This is a genomic window from Flintibacter faecis, from assembly GCF_014287875.1.
In the GTDB taxonomy this organism is placed as follows: Bacteria; Bacillota; Clostridia; order Oscillospirales; family Oscillospiraceae; genus Lawsonibacter; species Lawsonibacter faecis_A.
Map to the genome: position 1 here is coordinate 26641 of NZ_JACOPN010000003.1, position 16728 is coordinate 43368.

The window sequence follows — 16728 nt, forward strand, 5'->3', positions numbered from 1 at the left end:
GCTCTCCTGCCGCTTTCTTAAAAGGCGGGGATGATCTCCACCAGCAGCAGCAGCATGGGTGCGGCAAACGTCATAGAGTCGAACCGGTCCAGCATTCCGCCGTGACCAGGCAGAAGGTTGCCATAGTCCTTGATGCCGTACTGCCGTTTGATGAGGGAGAAGGACAGGTCTCCCAGTTCGGTAATGGCGCTGCCCAGCAGACCGTACAGGGCCAGAATGGGCAGGGACACGGTCAGGCCGGCGAAGCGCCGCAGAACCAGGCCATACAGCAGCAGGAACACCGCCCCGGATAAAATGCCGCCGATATAGCCCTCCAGAGACTTGTTGGGACTGACCCGGGTGATGCCCCGGTGGCGGCCCAGAAACACCCCGGCAAAATAGGCCCCCGCATCGGTGAGGAAGGCGCAGATGACGGGCAGCAGCACCAGCCACCGGCCATGCTCCATCCCCCGCAGCACCACCAGGGAGGACAGGAACATGGGGATCAGCAGTCCGCCGAACATACACACCATCACCTGCTCCAGCCCCAGGGGCTTCTCCTCGTCATATCGAAGGATGGCCACAAAGAACAGGGCGCTCATCAGTATCAGGGCCACAGCCCGGGTGACCAGGCTGCCATAGCCGGACCAATAGCCCAGGGGGACGACCACCGCCGCCAGAGCGGTAAAGACATACATCAGGTTGTGGTGGGCCACCCGGGTGGCCTTGAGCAGCTCATAGCTGGCCAGGGCACAGATGCCGGACAGAAGTAGCGCCAGACAGAAAGCAGGTGGGGCCAGCAGCACCCAGAAAAAGAACGGGGCCAGCACCACCGCCACAATGATCCGTGTCAGCATGGCTCACACACCTCCATAGCGCCGCTTACGGCCCTGAAAATCGGCGATGGCCCGCAGCAGTTCCTCGTTGGAGAAGTCGGGCCACAGCACGTCGGTGAAATAGAACTCCGCATAGGCCGCCTGCCACAGCAGGAAGTTGGACAGGCGCAGCTCCCCGCTGGGCCGGATGATCAGGTCCGGGTCGGGCACGCCCTTGGAGAACAGCTTTTCTGAAAACTGCTCCTCTGTCAGGCTGTCCGGGTCGGCCTTCCCCTGGACGCAGTCCCGGGCAAAGTCCCGGGCGGCCCGCAGGATCTCGTCCCGTCCGCCGTAGTTCAGGCAGATGTTCACCTGGCAGCCCTCGTAGTGCCGGGAGATCTCCCGGGTGCGCTCTATCAGCTCCCGCAGCTCCGGGGTCAGGGGGGACAGGTCCCCGAAGAACTCCATCTTCACCCGGTCCCGCTCCATCTTGCCGATGGCCTCCAGCAGATACTTTTTCAGCAGGCCCATAATGGCGGAGACCTCCTCCGCCGGCCGCTTCCAGTTCTCGGTGGAGAAGGCGTACACGGTGAGATAGTCCAGACCGATCTCCTTGCAATAGGTGGCGATGCGGCGGAAGGTCTCTGCCCCGGCGGCGTGACCGGCGGTGCGGGGCAGCCCCCGGCGCTTGGCCCACCGGCCGTTTCCGTCCATGATGATGGCCACATGGCGGGGCAGGTGTTCAAAATCTACCTTTGGCCCCTGCTCCTCTTTTGATTTAAAAAATGGCATATGTCTCCGACATCCTCTTCAATTTAATAGACAGAAAGGATGCAGAACACAGAGCCACCCCCGCATTCTGCACCCCTCTTCCCCCTTGGGGGAAGCTTGTCATTCGGTCAGACCGCCATCAGTTCCTTGTCCTTCTTGGCCGTCAGCTCGTCGATCTCTTTGCACCGCTTGTCGGTCAGATCCTGGAGCTCCTTCTCCAGGTTCTTCTGGTCGTCCTCGGTGATCTCGGACTTCTTGGTCTTTTTCTTGATCTCGTCCATGGCATCCCGGCGGATGTTCCGCACGGCCACCTTGCCCTCCTCGCCATACTTCTTCACCTGCTTGGTCAGCTCCTTGCGGCGCTCCTCGGTGAGCTGGGGGAAGGCCAGGCGCAGCACACGGCCGTCGTTCTGGGGGTTGATGCCCAGGTCAGAGGTCTGGATGGCCTTCTCGATGGCCTTCAGCAGGGAGTTGTCCCAGGGCTGGATGACCAGGGTGCGGGGGTCGGGGGAGCTGACAGCGGCCACCTGGTTCAGGGGGGTGGGAGTACCGTAATACTCCACGGTGATGCGGTCCAGCACGCCGGCATTGGCACGGCCCGCCCGGACGGAGGCGAAGTTGGCCTTGACCACCTCGATGGTCTTCAGCATTTTCTCATCATAATTCTTGATCTCAGGACTCATGGTCTCGACTTCCTTTCTTCTATCCCAGGCCGGGCCTGGATACTTCGGGGGCGTTTCAGCCGCCCACCACCGTGCCGATCTTCTCGCCCATCACGGCCCGCAGGATGTTCTCCGGGTCCTTCAGCGCAAACAGCAGCACGGGGATCTTGTTGTCCATAGACAGGGAGGTGGCGGTGGAGTCCATCACCTTCAGGTGCTGGGCCAGCACGTCGTCATAGGTGATGGTCTCGTATTTCACGGCGGCGGGGTCCACCTTGGGATCGGCGGAGTAGACGCCGTCGATATTCTTGGCCAGCAGGATCACATCCGCATCGATCTCCGCAGCCCGGAGAACAGCGGCGGTGTCGGTGGAGAAGAAGGGGTTGCCGGTGCCGCAGCCGAAGATGACCACACGGCCCTTCTCCAGGTGCCGGATGGCCCGGGAGCGGATATAGGGCTCGGCCATGGCCCGCATCTCGATGGCGGTCTGTACCCGGACCTCTACGCCCTTCTGCTCCAGCACGTCGGCCACGGCCAGGGCGTTGATGGCGGTGGCCAGCATGCCCATGTGGTCGGCCCGGACCCGCTCCATCTGGTCGCCGCCGTCCTTCACGCCCCGCCAGAAGTTGCCGCCGCCTACGACCACGCCCACCTGAACGCCCAGCTCTACGCAGCGCTTGACGACGTCGCACACCTGGCCGATCACATGAAAGTCCAGCCCACGGGAGGCGTCGCCCGCCAGGGCCTCGCCGCTGATCTTCAGCAGCACTCGTTTATACTTAGGTTGCTCCATTGGAACCACTCCTGTCTGTTTTCTTACAGTCTATTCTAATATAATTCTATCCGTTTGCATAGGGGGAATCACAAAATTTTTCATTTTATTCCGCCGGAAGCTGTTTTGCCGGACGAAATCGGGCTTGCCATTTTCTCCGTTTCACGCCATAATGGTAGTTGAGGTGAACCATGTGACAAGCTTATTCCGATGCCCCCTGTGCTCCGCCCCCCTGACCCGGGAGGAGCAGGGCTATCTCTGCCCCGGCGGCCACTGCTTCGACGTGGCCGCGGCCGGCTATACCCATCTGCTGCCCGCCAACCGAAAGCACTCCAAAAATCCTGGGGATGACAAGGCCATGGTGGCCGCCCGCTCCGCCTTTCTGGACCGGGGCTACTACGCCCCTTTGCGGGATGCCCTGTGTGCCCGGGTGGCGGAGGAGTGCAGGGCCCTCCCCTCCCCCGCCCTGCTGGACAGCGGCTGCGGCGAGGGGTACTACACCGCCGGGCTGTATCAGGCCCTGACCGCCGCCGGGTGTGCGCCCAAAATCGCCGGAGTAGATATCTCTAAATTCGCCCTGCGCCGGGCGGCCAAGCGCCTGCCCCAGGGGGAATTCGCCGTGGCCTCCGTCTATCACCTGCCCCTGGCCGACGAGAGCGTGGACGCCCTGGTGAACGTGTTCTCCCCCCTGTCTGCGGAGGAGTTTTCCCGGGTCCTCCGCCCCGGCGGGCTGTTCTGCTATGTGGTGCCCTCCGCCCGGCACCTGTGGGAGATGAAGCAGGTGCTCTATGCCAGACCCTATGAGAACCCGGTGAAGCGGGAGGACTACCCCGGCTTTGTCTGGCAGGGGGCGGACCAGGTCCGCTGCGCCCTGTCCCTCTCCTCCAATCAGGACATCATGGCCCTGTTCGGCATGACCCCCTACGCCTGGAAGACCCCCAAGGAGGGGGTGGAGCGTCTGTCCGCCCTGGAGCAGCTGGACTGCCAGGCGGGATTCGATATTCATATCTATCGAAAGATGTAAAGAACGGATTGCCGCGTCGCTGCGCTCCTCGCAATGACAAAAAATCGGCTGCTGCGTCAAAACAGTACAGTCCCGAAAACCTGTCATTGCGAGAAGGCGCAAAGCGCCGACGTGGCAATCCGTCTCTTCGTCCCCCCCCCGCTGCCGCAGAATTCCGGCGACGGCGAGGGGGTTTTGATTTATTTCAGCTTCTCCAGCCCCAGCTCCAGGCGCTTCAGGGTCTCCTCCCGGCCCAGGATGCGGCAGATCTCCACCGCCCCGCCGGGGGTGACGGCCTTGCCGGCGGCGGCGATGCGCACGGGCCACATCAGGGTGGCGTTCTTTACCTCCAGCTTGGCGGCCAGCTCCACCAGTCCGTCGTGGATGGCGTCCTGGGTCCAGTCGGGCAGCTGGCGCAGCATGGGGATGGCGGCCTCCAGCATGGCCTTGGACACCTCGGCGTTGGTCTTGGACTTCTTGTTGGTGAACAGCTCTGCGTCATACTCGGGCAGGGCCTGGAAGAAGTCCACCTTCTCGGGGATGTCGGTGAGCTTCTCGCACCGGGCCTGGAGCAGGGCGGCGATGTCGTCGGCGGAGATATCCTCCCGCTGCACCGCCTGGCGGATATAGGGCCGGGCCACATCGGCGAAGGCCTCCGGGGCCATGGCCCGGAGATAGATGGCGTTGAAGTGGGTCAGCTTCTCGATGTCGAAGATGGCGGGGGACTTGGACATGCCCGCCAGGTCAAAGGCCTTGGCCAGCTCCTGGAGGGAGAACACCTCCTGCTCGGCGATGTCCCCCCGGGGGGACCAGCCCAGCAGGGCCACATAGTTCAGGATAGCCTCGGTGAGGAAGCCCTGGGCCCGCAGGTCCTCGTAGGAGGGGTCGCCGTGGCGCTTGGACATCTTGTTCTGGGCGTCCCGCATGACGGGGGAGCAGTGGACGTACACGGGCACGTCCCAGCCGAAGGCCCGGTACAGCAGGTCATACTTGGGGGCGGAGGACAGATACTCGCTGCCCCGGACCACATGGGTGATGCCCATCAGGTGGTCGTCGATGACGTTGGCAAAGTTATAGGTGGGCAGGCCGTCCCGCTTGAGCAGCACCTGGTCGTCCAGGGTCTTGTTCTCCACGGTGATGTCCCCGAAGATGGCATCGTGGAAGGTGGTGGAGCCCTCCTGGGGGATCTTCTGGCGGATGACATAGGGCTCCCCCGCCTCCACGCGGGCCAGGGCTTCCTCCAAAGGCAGGTCCCGACAGGGGTCGGCAGCGCGTGCAAAGTCGCCGGAGTCCTCCTCCGACTCGCACTTCTCGCAGAAGCAGTAGTAGGCGTGGCCCTTCTCCGCCAGCAGTCTGGCATACTTGCCATAGGTGTCCCGGCGCTGGGACTGGATATAGGGGGCCACGGGACCGCCCACGTCGGGGCCCTCGTCGTGGTCCAGGCCGCACTCGGCCAGGGTGCGGTAGATGACATCGGTGGCGCCCTCCACCAGCCGGCCCTGGTCGGTGTCCTCAATGCGCAGGATAAAGGTCCCTCCGGCGTTCCGGGCGATGAGCCAGGTATACAGTGCGGTGCGCAGGTTGCCCACGTGCATATATCCCGTGGGAGAGGGGGCAAAGCGGGTGCGCACCTTCCCCTTGGGGATCTTGGCCTCCATCTCCTCAAAATACTTCTGATCCAGCATATTCTTTCCTCCGTAATTGCGGCACAGCCGCTTGATCTCATTCTAGTCCCATATTATAGAGGAAATCCCCCCGTTTGGCAAGGGCGCTTTGCCGCCCCGTCCAAACTTCCTGTTGCCCGCCCCTCGGCCCCCATGATATAATCAAGAAAAAGGGACCACCCACATCTGGAAAGGAGCCGACCATGACTTCTACCACCGGTCTGTTTCAGCTTTTTCTCTCCTCGCTCCTCAGCCGGAGCGCCATGGGATTCTTCCTGCTGCTGTTTCTCTGTTGCGCGGTCCTGTTTTTCAAATGCAGGGGCCGCTCCCTCCTGCGCATGGTCAGCGGCCTGCTGGCCCTGGTCTGCCTGGTCTATGGGGTGTTTATCCTCTTCCTGGTCTTCGCCTTTGGACACTCTGATGGCCGCCTCACCGAGCGGTCCGGCGAGGTGGTGGAGTGGAGCACCGACGGGGACACCAGTCTCTCCTCCTTTGTGGTGCAGACGGAGGAGGGAGACCGCTTCGGCGTTCTGATGACCGGCCAGACCGTCGTCCTGCCCAGCGATACCCTGTCAGCGGAGGACTTTCTGCGCCAGCCGCCGGAGGGCGTGGTGGTCTCCGTCCTCGGTAAGAAGGGCCGCCAGACCCTCACCGCCCAGGATGGCAGAACGCTGGCCGCTTGTTCTGCGGAGCGGGTCTCCATCGTCGGCCAAGTGACACAGAATGTCTTTCCTCTGTCCGACGGGACAGAGGTCGACCTGATACAATACGGCAGCGCCCTCTTCGCATCCAATCTCTACCGTCTGCGGGACGGGAAGCAGCTGCTGCGGGAGCTTCCGCCCTCCGGCCCGGAAAACGTGGCCGTCGGCGGGGTGGCGGGCTTCGACGATCTGCCCCCGGCAGCCCAGGCGGCCGTCTCTGCCTACTATGACCGGCGGGGCCTGCTGTACAACATAAAGCAGCAGGTGGAGGCCGCCTATCAGGCGTACCGGACGGACCCGGACTCTCTCCCCTTCCATGTGGAGCAATCCATCTCCCCCTCCGCCGCCAGCAGCCGGGTCCTGTATTTCCTCACCTCCGTGACCATGCCGGGCGGGAACGGCTCCGGCAAAGAGCTTCGCCTGGGGGATGCCTTTGACCGGGAGACCGGGGCGCGGCTGCCCCCCCTCACGCTGTTCTCTCTCCCGCCGGAGCAGGTGCCGGAGGCCCTTGTCTCCCTGTCCAAGCCGGAGAACGACACCCTGCACGCGGAGATGCTTGCGGCGTTCCGGCCGGAATATCTGGTCTTCTTCCCGGAGCATCTGGAACTGAACTTCCCCATGGGGACCCTGCCCAGCCAGGAGTATGACTATATCGCCGCGCTGGACTACACCCCCCAGCTCACCGCCCTGCTGCAAAGCTGGGCCATCCCGCTAGACAACTGACAAAATTCCCGGGCGGGTCCTGTATGGCCCGCCCGATTTGCTTTTTTCGGAAAAATCGTGTATCCTAATATAGCATCTATCCACCCACATTAAAGGAGGTCTATTTTGTCACACAATCGAATACGCCTGCCCAAAAGCCGGTTTGGGCGCACCCTGCTCAGCCTGGCGGTGACGGCGGCGGTGGGCTTTGGGTATTTCTATGTCACCCTGCCCGCCCTGAACCCCCACGCCGGGGAGTTCTACAGCTTTCTCGGTCTGCTGTGCGCCGTATACGTCGTCTGCGTCTTTCTCCTGTCCGGCGCACCCCACGACAACGTGATCCGCACCCCCAAGGAGAAGCTCCGCGAATGGCTGAAATTCATCAAGAGCCGCTGTCTGCCAGTGGGACTGCTGTTTGTGGCGGTGGTCGTGATAGCCGCTGTGGGCAACGTCGTCTCCATGCCCCTGCTCCGGGCGGCGGCCTATCGGGACCTGCTGACGGTGCAGACCGGGGACTTTGCCTCTGACGTGGCCCAGATCTCCTTCAACGAGATCCCCACCCTGGACCGCACCTCCGCCGAATTCCTGGGGGACCGGCAGATGGGCACCCTCAGCGACATGGTCAGCCAGTTTGAATACTCCGGCGACTCCACTCAGATCAACTATCAGGGCCGCCCGGTGCGGGTGGCTCCCATCGCCTATGCCGACCTGTTCAAGTGGCTGACCAACCGCGGCCAGGGCCTGCCCGCCTATGTGGTGGTGGACATGGTCACCCAGGAGGCCACCGTCACCCGCCTGCCCCAGGGGATGAAATACTCCTTCTCCGAGCCGCTGAACCGGAACATCGTCCGGCACCTGCGCTTCCACTACCCCACCATGATGTTCTCCACCCCGGAGTTTGAGATCGACGAGAGCGGCCACCCCTGGTGGATCGCCCCCCGGGTGGTAAAGACCATCGGCCTGTTCGGGGGCACGGACATCCAGGGCGCAGTGCTGGTGGATGCCGTCACCGGCCAGAGCCAGTATTACAAGGAGGTCCCCACCTGGGTGGACACCCTGTATGTGCCCGAGCTCATCATGCAGCAGTATGACTACCACGGCACTCTGGTCCACGGCTTTATCAACTCCCTGCTGGGCCAGCGGGACGTGACCATCACCACCGACGGCTATAACTACATCGCCATGAACGACGATGTGTACGCCTACACCGGCGTGACCTCCGCCAACGCCGACCAGTCCAACCTGGGCTTTCTGCTGTGCAACATGCGCACGAAAGAGACGCACTTCTACGAGGCCCCCGGTGCCACTGAAGCGGCGGCCCGGGCCTCTGCCGAGGGCGTGGTCCAGGACCTGGGCTATGTGTCCACCTTCCCCCTGCTGCTGAACATCGCCGGGGAGCCCACCTATTTCATCCCCCTGCTGGACAACACCAATCTGGTGAAGAGCTATGCCATGGTCAACGTGGCCCAGTATCAGCTGGTGGCCACCGGGGCCACCGTCTCCGCCTGCGAGCAGACCTATATCCAGATGCTCTCTGACAAGGGGGTCACCACCCCGGAGGAGCTGCCCAAGACCCAGGCCAGCGGCACCATCGCCGAGATCCGCTCCGCTGTTTTAAGCGGCAGCACCTATTACTTCCTCCGCCTGGAGGGCGAGACTGTGTTCTATGCCCTCTCCGCTGCCCAGGACCGCCAGGCCGTCACCCTGAACGTGGGGGACCGGATCACCCTGGACCACGCCCTGCCCGGCGAGGAGGAGACCGACATTCTGGATGCCTACGCCCTGACCATCGACGGGCGGGGAAGCAGTCAGACGGTTGCTCCTGATCTTGCCGCCGGCTGACAGCCCTCTCCCACAGGGCGAGCCAGGTACGCACCTGTCTCCTCTTGCCTCCCCCCCTGGGGGAGGTGGCCAGTGCGCACACTGGTCGGAGAGGGTCTCCCCCGCCGCAAAAAATCCCGCCTGCCGAGATGTTCGGCAGGCGGGATTTCTTCTTATGGAGGATTGATTTTTTACTCGTTGGCGGGCACGTGGATGACGCCCACGGGGCACTCCTTCACGCACAGCTGGCAGCCCACGCACTTGTCCTGGTCGATGTGGGCCAGGTTGTTCTCCACGGTGATGGCCTCCTTGGGGCAGGCCTTGGCGCACTTCATGCAGCCGATACAGCCCGCAGTACAGGCCTTGCGGGTGTCGCCGCCCTTGTCCTTGTTCTGGCACAGGACCACGGGCTTGCGCTTGTGCTCGGGGATGATGGAGATGACGGAGTTGGGACAGACGGCGGCACATGCGCCGCAGCCCACACACTTGGCCCGGTCCACCTTGGCGATGCCGTCCACAATGTGGATGGCGTCGAAGGGGCAGGCCTTCACGCAGTCGCCATAGCCCAGACAGCCGAACTTGCACATACCGTCGCCGCCGTACAGGCCCTTTACGGCCTGGCAGCTGTGGATGCCCTCAAACTCGAACTGCTTGCCGGTCTTTTCACAGGTGCCGGAGCAGCCCACCACGGCCTTCATGGCCACGGAGGCACCGGCCTCCACGCCCATGATCTCGGCGATGGCGGCGGCGGCCTTGGCCCCGCCGGGGACGCACTTGTTCACCGGTGCGCCCTCCTCCACCACGCACTTGGCGTAGTCGGCGCAGCCGGCGCAGCCGCAGGCGCCGCAGTTGGCACCGGGTAGAGCGGCGGTGATCTTCTCCACCCGCTCGTCCACGGGCACATACATGAAGATGGAAGCGGCCACCAGGATCACCGCACCCACAAGGCCGATGACGGTGACGACGATAATTGCCATTACGATAGAGTCCATACTACTAACTCCCCCTCCCTATCACACGCCGAAGATGGCTTCTACAATGCCGCCGAAGCCCATGAAGGACAGGGACGTCATAGCGGCGGCCACCAGGGTAATGGGCAGGCCCTTGAAGCACTCGGGCACGATGGCCTGCTCCACCTTGCGGCGCACGCCGGAGAACAGCACCATGGCCACCAGGAAGCCGATACCGGCACCGGCGGCGCAGACGATGCTCTCGGGGAAGGAATAGACGTTGTCCAGGTTCAGGATGGTCACGCCCAGGATGGTGCAGTTGGTGGTGATCAGGGGCAGATACACGCCCAGGGACTTATACAGGGCGGGGATGAACTTCTTCAAAAAGTTCTCCAGCAGCTGGACCAGGATGGCGATGACCAGGATGAAGACGATGGTCTGCAGATACTCCAGGCCGTTGGGGGCCAGGATGCCCATATACAGGGGCCAGGTGGCGGCGGTAGCCATGACCATGACGAAGGTGACGGCCAGGGACATGCCCACGGCGCTGTCCAGCTTCTTGGACACGCCCAGGAAGGGGCAGATACCCAGGAACTTGGCCAGGACGTAGTTGTCCACCAGGATCATAGTGAAGAAAATGCTGGCAAGCTTAATGGCCATTACGCATTACCTCCTTCCACAGCGGGGGCGTTCTTCTTGGGGCGGGTGGTCAGCCAGGTGGCACCGGCCATCATCACGCCGAACACGAAGAAGCCGCCGGGGGCGCTGGTCATCAGGGAGAAGGAGTCGATGGACTCGGGGATGACACGGATGGCGAAGTCAGAGCCCAGAGCGGGGATCAGGCTGCCCAGGCCGGACATCCAGGTGCCGGAGCCCAGGATCTCACGGATGGAGCCCATGATGGTCAGGGTGATGGTAAAGCCGATGCCCATGCCGATGCCGTCCAGGGCGGAGTCCACAACGCCGTGCTTGGAGGCAAACATCTCGGCACGGCCCAGGATGATGCAGTTCACCACGATCAGGGGCAGATACACGCCCAGGGCGGTGTCCAGATCGGGCACATAGGCCTTCACCAGCATCTGCACCAGGCTGACGAAGCCGGCGATGACGGTGATGAAGCAGGGGATGCGCACCTGGTCGGGGATGATCTTCCGCAGAGCGGAGATGGCCACGTTGGAGCACAGCAGCACGAAGGTGGCTGCCAGGCCCATGCCGATGCCGTTGGACGCCATGGTCGTCACGGCCAAGGTGGGGCAGGTGCCCAGCACCAGGCGAAGCACCGGGTTCTCATTCAGAATACCATTGGTAAGAATGCTCAGTTTACTGTTATTACTCATCTTGACTCACCTGCCTTTAAGGAATCTGGTTGTAGGCTTCGATGGCGGAGTTCACGGCAGACAGCACCGCTTTGCTGGAGATGGTGGCCCCGGAATAGGCGTCGATGTCCTGGTTCAGGACCAGGGCCTGACCGGCGGACACGCCCTCATACCGCTCCCAATAGGAGGGAGTGGACACCACGTTGCTGCCGATGCCCTTGGTCTCGGACTGCTCGGTGACCTTGATCTGCTTGATGGTTCCGTCGGGGGTGATGGCAGTCATGACCACCACGTCGCCGCCGTAGCCCTTGGCGGAGCTGGTGATGACCACGCCCACGTCGTTGGTGGTGCGGTACACATCGCTGACGTTGGCCACGTCGATGCCCTCTACCTTTTCAAAGCCCTGGGCGTCGGGCAGCAGCTCGGTACGGGCCGCCTCCTGGGCCGCCAGGGTGGCCGCCTCGATGATGGGGGCGGTGACACTGTTGGTGGCGGCCAGAGCCCCGGTCACCACGATGCAGATGACGCACAAAACCACGATGGGCTTAAAGATCTTGTTCCAGTTGCTCATTTCGCAGCACCCTCCTTCTTGGCCTTGGCAATGCCCAGCCGGTCCTGACGGGTGAGGATCTCGATGTAGGGCACCAGCAGATTCATCAGCAGGATGGCAAAGGACACGCCCTCGTTCATGGTGCCCAGGAACCGGATGGCGCAGGTGATGATGCCCAGGCCGATGCCGAACACCAGCTTGCCCTTGTTGGTGGTGGGCGAGGTGACATAGTCGGTGGCCATGAAGAAGGCACCCAGCATCAGGCCGCCGGAGAGCAGCTGCACGATGGGGTCACGGCCGGAGACGGCGCTGAGCACCGCCACGGTGGCCAGATAGGTCACGGGGATGACGGGGCTGATGACCTTGGTGGCAATGAGATAGATGCCGCCCAGCAGCAGGGTGATGGCGCAGGTCTCGCCCAGCACACCGCCGTGGTTGCCCAGCAGCAGGGTCACATAGTCGGCAGCGCCCATCTGTCCGCTGACGGCCAGAGGCGTGGCGGAGGCCAGGGCGTCGATGCCGTTGGCGGGGTGGGGATAGTTGGCCATGCGGCTGGCAAAGCCCATAGCCAGGGCAATGCGGGCCACGATGGCGGGGTTGGCCACGTTATAGCCCAGGCCGCCGAACAGCTGCTTGACGATGACGATGGCAATGAATGCGCCCACAATGGCCATCCACCAGGGCAGGGTGGCGGGCAGGTTAAAGGCCAGCAGCACGCCGGTGACGGCGGCGGAGAAGTCGCCCACGGGGACCTCTCGGCCCACCAGCTTGCAATAGCCCCACTCGAAGAACATACAGGCGGCCACTGTGATGACCGTGAGGATCAGGGAGTTGATGCCAAAAATCAGGATAGATGCGATCAGCGTGGGCAGCAGGGCGATGCACACCCGCTGCATGATCTTCTGCGTGGTGTCCGGCCCGGTGATGTGGGGCGCGGCGGTAACGATGAGTTTGTTGCCCATTACTTTTTCCCTCCGTTCTTCATCATGATCTTAGCCAGGGCGATGGAGGGGGCCAGGGGCCGCTTGGCCGGGCAGACGAAGGAGCAGGTGCCGCAGCTCATGCACAGGTCGGCGTTGAGCTCCTTCAGCAGGTCCACGTTCCCGTCCTGATAGGCCTGGACGATCTCCTTGGCGGACAGGCCCAGGGGGCAGGCGTTGGTGCACCGGCCGCAGTGGATACAGTTGGTCTGCTTGGGCAGATGGGCCCACTTCTTGGAGAAGGCCATCACCGCGTTGTTGTTCTTCAGCACGGGCTGGGACAGGTCGGCCACACAGGTGCCCATCATGGGACCGCCGTAGAGCACCTTGCCCGGCTCGTCGGTGAGACCGCCGCAGAAGTCCAGCAGCTCCTGGATGGGGGTGCCGATGATGACCTCTACGTTCTTGGCCTCCTTAATAATGTCGCCCTCCACAGTCAGGCGCTTGGTGGTCAGGGGCATACCGGTCTCCAGGTATTTGCCCACAAAGGCCACGGAGGTGACGTTCATCACGATGACCCCCACGTCAGAGGGCAGGCCGGGGAAGGGAACTTCCCGCCCGGTGCAGTTCTCGATGAGCACCTTCTCAGCGCCCTGGGGGTAGCGGCAGGCCAGGGTCTTGACCTCGATGCCCGGGGCATCGATGGCGTCCTTCATCTTGGCGATGGCCTCGGGCTTGTTGCCCTCGATGCCGATGACGCACTTGGCGATGTTCAGATGCTTCATCACGGCCTTGATGCCGCTGAAAATGAAGTGGGTGTCCTCGATCATACAGCGGTTGTCGGAGGTGATATAGGGCTCGCACTCGGCGCCGTTGATGACCAACGTGTCGATCTCGTCCAGGTTCTTGGGGGCCAGCTTCACCGCCGTGGGAAAGCCCGCGCCGCCCAGACCCACCAGGCCGCTGGCACGCACCGCGTCCTGGAAGGACTTCAGGTCCGTGACCTCAGGGGGGGCAACGGCGGGGTCGGGGGTCTGCTCCCCGTCGGGGATGATGACCACCGCGGTCTGCTTGGACCCATTGGACCCGATGATGGTAGTGATGCCATCCACCTTGCCGGACACGCCGGAGTGGATGTCAGAGGAGACAAAGCCGCCGGCCTTGCCCACCACGGTACCCACATAGACCTGATCTCCCTTTTTCACCGCGGGCGCGGCGGGCGCTCCGATGTGCTGGGACATGGACAGGACAATCTTGGAGGGCAGAGGCATCACTACTGTCTCCAGATTGGAAGTCCGCTTCTCATGTGGGACCGCCGCACCGTGTGCGGCTCGCTTGAGAAAATTGCTCATTCAGATTTCGACCTCCCTATGACTGCAATCGCGCTGACCGGAAGATACTTGCCTTCGTCTGCGGTCCTCCGGTGCTCACCTGTGTGTGCTTGGGCGCTTTGGATATGCCCGGAACTGCTTTCTGGATGCGCTTCGTATCTCCGTTCGTCCGTCCTGGCACAGAACGGGCGCACGACAAAACCCGCCGGTCTCCCCCGCCGCGTCTAATTTTCGTCAAAATCCCGGACGCAGAACGAAAGACCGTCGGCTTTCTTCACGGGGTCTATCATACACCCCTTTCGCAGAAAATGCAAGATTGAATTCTGTTCCGCCCACCCAAAGCCCATTCCATTTTCGGGGAAATTCTCCTATTCTTCGCCGAAAAATTCGGGCTTCAACCCCTTTTTCCACCCACGTGGGAGAAATCGCACCGGCTCTGTTCTGCATGGTTTCGTGCATCTTGCGCAAATTTACCCGGTACATCGTTCTGTATATCAGAACTTCGTGTTTTTTATCTTTCTCTTTCGTCAAAAATGAAGTTTTCCCTCCCCCGCCCCGCCATTTTCTTTGGCGCACTGCGATAACAGTACATCGGCAGACGTTATCGTTAAAAGGCAAAAAAACGCGGACCCGAAGGCCCGCGTTTTTGCCAAATATTTTGTTCTCAGCAGCAACCGTTGTTGCAGCCACAGCCGTTGTTGCAGCCGTTGTTACAGCCATTGTTGCAGCCGCCCCAACCGCCGCCGCAGCAGCAGCACAGGATGATGATGAGGACGATGATCCACAGACAGCCTCCGCCGCCCCAGCCGTTATTGCAGCACCCCATATGAGTACCTCCCGTTATGAAAGTCTTGAGGCGGCTGTTTGCCGCTCTCAATCCTATCATATGCGCCGGGGGGAAATGGGTTCTGCCCGGTCAAGCCCTCTCAGGCCAACTTCTCAGAGAAGGCCCGGAGCATGGCGGCCACCTCCGCCCGGCTGGCGCTCTTCTGGGGACTGAGGGTCAGCCGGTCGCCGGAGGAGCTGCCCATGATCCCCGTGCCCACCGCCCAGGACAGGGCCTCCCTGGCCCAGTCGCTGGCCTGGCTCAAATCGCTGTAGCCGGACAGGTCGGCCCGCTGGTCGGTCTGCTTGCCCAGATAATTCCCCGCGAAGCTGTACAGCAGCACCGCCACCTGCTGGCGGGTCACCTGCTGCTCCGGGGCAAAGGTGTCCGGGCTGGTGCCTGCGGTGATCTTCTGGGCGGCGGCCCACTTCACATAGGGGGCGTACCAGGCCGCATCGGCCACATCCTGGAAGGACACGTCGGCGCTCTGCAGCTGCCCCGAGGGGGAGCCGCCCATGCGGTAGAGCACCGTCATCAGCATGGCCCGGTTCATGACTCCGTTGGGGGCGAAGTGGCGGTCGTCCATACCGGAGAATAGCGCCTTTTCATACACATACCGCACCGGTTCATAGTACCAGTCGGCGCTGCTCACGTCGTAGAACGGGGTGGCGGCAGTGCCGCCTTTGGCAGACGCATAGCTGCCCTGCACCCCCATGCTGGCCCCGCCGGACAGAACGACGAGCTGGGCGGAGGTGTCCTCCCCCACCAGATAGCGGTGGTTCTCCTTCAGCGTCTGGCCGGAGGCCACCTCGCCCCCGGCGGTGATGTCCACCACCGCCCCGGCGTGGGTCACCCGCACGGTGCCCTCCAGCAGCAGGGCCCCGCTGCCCGTGGGCAGGGTGACGGTGTCCCCCTCCCCCCAGCTCTTGGGGGCCAGGACGGTACTCTCCTCCTGCTTGCTCCCTCCGGAGGTGTTCTTCCCTGCCAGGGCATCTAACGTGGCCTTGGCGCTGTCATAGGTCTGCTGCAGCTTGTGATAAGCCGCCGTCGTCCCCTTCTCGACAGCGGAGGGGAGAAAGGTGTTGTTCAGATAGCTCAGGCTCACCAGCCCATCCGGGGACGTGACGGCCCAGGCCCCGCAGGCCATGGCCGCCAGCACCCCGGCGGCGCACAGCAGCCGGATCATTCGCTTTTTCATTGGGGCTCCTCCTCCGGCGCTTTCTCCGCCTTTTCCTGTTGGGAGATCATATAGCTCAGGGCCAGCAGGCTGTCGGAGAAATGGACTGACTCCACCACCACGCCGCTGTCCTGGGGAATATTCAGCTCATAATTGGTGAAGTTCCAAAGGCCCTTCACCCCGGCGGCGGCCAGCCGGTCCCCCGCCTCCTGGGCGGCGGCCATGGGTACGGTGAGCAGGCCCACGTCCACCCGGTGGACCGCCAAAAGCTCCTCCAGCCGGTCCATATGATACACCGGCACCCCGGCGATCTGGGTCCCCACCACTTTGGGGTCCACATCAAAGGCGGCCAGCAGCTGAAAGCCGTTGCTGGAGAACTTAAAGTTTTTAATGAGGGCACGGCCCAAGTTGCCCGCCCCCAGCACCACAAGGGTGTGGCCCTGATTGATGCCTAAAATCTCCCCGATCTCTCCCTTCAGGCTGTCTACTTTGTAGCCGTAGCCCTGCTGGCCAAAGCCGCCGAAGCAGAACAGGTCCTGGCGGATCTGGGAAGCTGTCAAGCCCATGGACTTGCCCAGGGCGCTGGAGGAGATGCGCACCACCCCCGCCTCCTGCAATTCCGACAGCTGGCGGTAATACCGGGGCAGACGGCGGATCACCGCCGTGGATACCTTTGCGTTTCGTTTCATAGCTCTACAACTCACACACCTTAGAATCGTGAGATTTTATGTTCAGTTTACTCTATCTCGCCCCCGCTGTCAAACCTTT

At 62.6% G+C, this 16728-nt stretch carries 18 protein-coding genes; 3 read left to right on the forward strand and 15 right to left on the reverse strand.

Annotated features, from left to right (window positions below):
• Positions 1-17: 17 nt before the first annotated feature.
• From H8S55_RS04780 to pyrH, 4 genes are all read right to left on the reverse strand, one after another.
• Positions 18-836: a phosphatidate cytidylyltransferase gene (locus tag H8S55_RS04780; RefSeq protein WP_186878015.1), complete on the reverse strand. Its 819-nt coding sequence runs from the start codon at positions 834-836 to the stop codon at positions 18-20.
• Between the two features lie 3 nt (positions 837-839).
• Positions 840-1586: an undecaprenyl pyrophosphate synthase gene (uppS, locus tag H8S55_RS04785; RefSeq protein WP_186878016.1), complete on the reverse strand. Its 747-nt coding sequence runs from the start codon at positions 1584-1586 to the stop codon at positions 840-842.
• Positions 1587-1693: 107 nt separating this feature from the next.
• Positions 1694-2248, reverse strand: a complete 555-nt coding sequence (frr, locus tag H8S55_RS04790) for a ribosome recycling factor (protein ID WP_186878017.1) — start codon at positions 2246-2248, stop codon at positions 1694-1696.
• Between the two features lie 55 nt (positions 2249-2303).
• Positions 2304-3020 (reverse strand): UMP kinase, encoded by a 717-nt coding sequence (pyrH, locus tag H8S55_RS04795; protein ID WP_147563509.1) that lies wholly within the window; start codon positions 3018-3020, stop codon positions 2304-2306.
• 172 nt (positions 3021-3192) lie between these two features.
• Between pyrH and H8S55_RS04800 the strand changes: the two genes are divergently transcribed.
• Entirely contained in the window at positions 3193-4023 is an 831-nt protein-coding gene (locus H8S55_RS04800; RefSeq protein ID WP_366467394.1) for a putative RNA methyltransferase, read from the forward strand.
• Positions 4024-4202: 179 nt separating this feature from the next.
• Here H8S55_RS04800 and gltX read toward each other — a convergent pair whose 3' ends face one another.
• Positions 4203-5687, reverse strand: a complete 1485-nt coding sequence (gene gltX, locus H8S55_RS04805; protein ID WP_186878019.1) for a glutamate--tRNA ligase — start codon at positions 5685-5687, stop codon at positions 4203-4205.
• Positions 5688-5869: 182 nt separating this feature from the next.
• Between gltX and H8S55_RS04810 the strand changes: the two genes are divergently transcribed.
• Together H8S55_RS04810 and H8S55_RS04815 are read left to right on the forward strand one after the other, a co-directional pair.
• Positions 5870-7090: a hypothetical protein gene (locus H8S55_RS04810; RefSeq protein WP_186878020.1), complete on the forward strand. Its 1221-nt coding sequence runs from the start codon at positions 5870-5872 to the stop codon at positions 7088-7090.
• 105 nt (positions 7091-7195) lie between these two features.
• Positions 7196-8911: a CvpA family protein gene (locus tag H8S55_RS04815; protein WP_207721759.1), complete on the forward strand. Its 1716-nt coding sequence runs from the start codon at positions 7196-7198 to the stop codon at positions 8909-8911.
• 170 nt (positions 8912-9081) lie between these two features.
• Here the strand turns inward: H8S55_RS04815 and H8S55_RS04820 are convergent, their stop codons facing one another.
• The 10 genes from H8S55_RS04820 to H8S55_RS04865 all read right to left on the reverse strand — a co-directional run bounded on the left by H8S55_RS04820 (position 9082) and on the right by H8S55_RS04865 (position 16649).
• Positions 9082-9882, reverse strand: coding sequence for an RnfABCDGE type electron transport complex subunit B (locus H8S55_RS04820; protein WP_147563879.1), 801 nt, complete (start codon positions 9880-9882; stop codon positions 9082-9084).
• A 21-nt stretch (positions 9883-9903) separates the two neighbouring features.
• A complete protein-coding gene (locus H8S55_RS04825; protein WP_186878021.1) occupies positions 9904-10500 on the reverse strand; it encodes an electron transport complex protein RnfA in 597 nt (198 codons plus the stop codon).
• Positions 10500-11177 (reverse strand): electron transport complex subunit RsxE, encoded by a 678-nt coding sequence (gene rsxE / locus H8S55_RS04830; RefSeq protein WP_186878022.1) that lies wholly within the window; start codon positions 11175-11177, stop codon positions 10500-10502. The genes H8S55_RS04825 and rsxE overlap by 1 nt, the downstream gene beginning before the upstream one ends.
• Before the next feature lie 16 nt (positions 11178-11193).
• Positions 11194-11727 (reverse strand): RnfABCDGE type electron transport complex subunit G, encoded by a 534-nt coding sequence (locus H8S55_RS04835; RefSeq protein ID WP_186878023.1) that lies wholly within the window; start codon positions 11725-11727, stop codon positions 11194-11196.
• The gene (locus H8S55_RS04840) at positions 11724-12668 is read right to left on the reverse strand and encodes an RnfABCDGE type electron transport complex subunit D (RefSeq protein ID WP_186878024.1); all 945 of its coding nucleotides are present in this window, start codon (positions 12666-12668) and stop codon (positions 11724-11726) included. Before H8S55_RS04840 ends, H8S55_RS04835 begins: the two co-directional genes overlap by 4 nt.
• A complete protein-coding gene (rsxC, locus tag H8S55_RS04845) occupies positions 12668-13978 on the reverse strand; it encodes an electron transport complex subunit RsxC (protein ID WP_186878025.1) in 1311 nt (436 codons plus the stop codon). Before rsxC ends, H8S55_RS04840 begins: the two co-directional genes overlap by 1 nt.
• A gap of 213 nt (positions 13979-14191) precedes the next feature.
• Positions 14192-14677 (reverse strand): hypothetical protein, encoded by a 486-nt coding sequence (locus tag H8S55_RS04850; protein ID WP_186878026.1) that lies wholly within the window; start codon positions 14675-14677, stop codon positions 14192-14194.
• Positions 14622-14783 carry a hypothetical protein gene (locus H8S55_RS04855; protein ID WP_186878027.1) on the reverse strand — a complete coding sequence of 54 codons (162 nt, stop codon included), beginning with the start codon at positions 14781-14783 and terminating at the stop codon, positions 14622-14624. The genes H8S55_RS04850 and H8S55_RS04855 overlap by 56 nt, the downstream gene beginning before the upstream one ends.
• A 100-nt stretch (positions 14784-14883) precedes the next feature.
• A complete protein-coding gene (locus tag H8S55_RS04860; protein WP_186878028.1) occupies positions 14884-15981 on the reverse strand; it encodes an S-layer homology domain-containing protein in 1098 nt (365 codons plus the stop codon).
• Positions 15978-16649, reverse strand: coding sequence for a redox-sensing transcriptional repressor Rex (locus H8S55_RS04865; protein WP_147563886.1), 672 nt, complete (start codon positions 16647-16649; stop codon positions 15978-15980). The genes H8S55_RS04860 and H8S55_RS04865 overlap by 4 nt, the downstream gene beginning before the upstream one ends.
• Between the last annotated feature and the right edge of the window lie 79 nt (positions 16650-16728).

Bases quoted from the DNA above. Each gene is read 5' to 3' on its own strand.
- H8S55_RS04780 (WP_186878015.1), bottom strand. From the start codon at position 836: ATGCTGACACGGATCATTGTGGCGGTGGTGCTGGCCCCGTTCTTTTTC.
- uppS (WP_186878016.1), bottom strand. From the start codon at position 1,586: ATGCCATTTTTTAAATCAAAAGAGGAGCAGGGGCCAAAGGTAGATTTT.
- frr (WP_186878017.1), bottom strand. From the start codon at position 2,248: ATGAGTCCTGAGATCAAGAATTATGATGAGAAAATGCTGAAGACCATC.
- pyrH (WP_147563509.1), bottom strand. From the start codon at position 3,020: ATGGAGCAACCTAAGTATAAACGAGTGCTGCTGAAGATCAGCGGCGAG.
- gltX (WP_186878019.1), bottom strand. From the start codon at position 5,687: ATGCTGGATCAGAAGTATTTTGAGGAGATGGAGGCCAAGATCCCCAAG.
- H8S55_RS04810 (WP_186878020.1), top strand. From the start codon at position 5,870: ATGACTTCTACCACCGGTCTGTTTCAGCTTTTTCTCTCCTCGCTCCTC.
- H8S55_RS04820 (WP_147563879.1), bottom strand. From the start codon at position 9,882: ATGGACTCTATCGTAATGGCAATTATCGTCGTCACCGTCATCGGCCTT.
- H8S55_RS04825 (WP_186878021.1), bottom strand. From the start codon at position 10,500: ATGGCCATTAAGCTTGCCAGCATTTTCTTCACTATGATCCTGGTGGAC.
- rsxE (WP_186878022.1), bottom strand. From the start codon at position 11,177: ATGAGTAATAACAGTAAACTGAGCATTCTTACCAATGGTATTCTGAAT.
- H8S55_RS04835 (WP_186878023.1), bottom strand. From the start codon at position 11,727: ATGAGCAACTGGAACAAGATCTTTAAGCCCATCGTGGTTTTGTGCGTC.
- H8S55_RS04840 (WP_186878024.1), bottom strand. From the start codon at position 12,668: ATGGGCAACAAACTCATCGTTACCGCCGCGCCCCACATCACCGGGCCG.
- rsxC (WP_186878025.1), bottom strand. From the start codon at position 13,978: ATGAGCAATTTTCTCAAGCGAGCCGCACACGGTGCGGCGGTCCCACAT.
- H8S55_RS04850 (WP_186878026.1), bottom strand. From the start codon at position 14,677: ATGGCTGTAACAACGGCTGCAACAACGGCTGTGGCTGCAACAACGGTT.
- H8S55_RS04855 (WP_186878027.1), bottom strand. From the start codon at position 14,783: ATGGGGTGCTGCAATAACGGCTGGGGCGGCGGAGGCTGTCTGTGGATC.
- H8S55_RS04860 (WP_186878028.1), bottom strand. From the start codon at position 15,981: ATGAAAAAGCGAATGATCCGGCTGCTGTGCGCCGCCGGGGTGCTGGCG.
- H8S55_RS04865 (WP_147563886.1), bottom strand. From the start codon at position 16,649: ATGAAACGAAACGCAAAGGTATCCACGGCGGTGATCCGCCGTCTGCCC.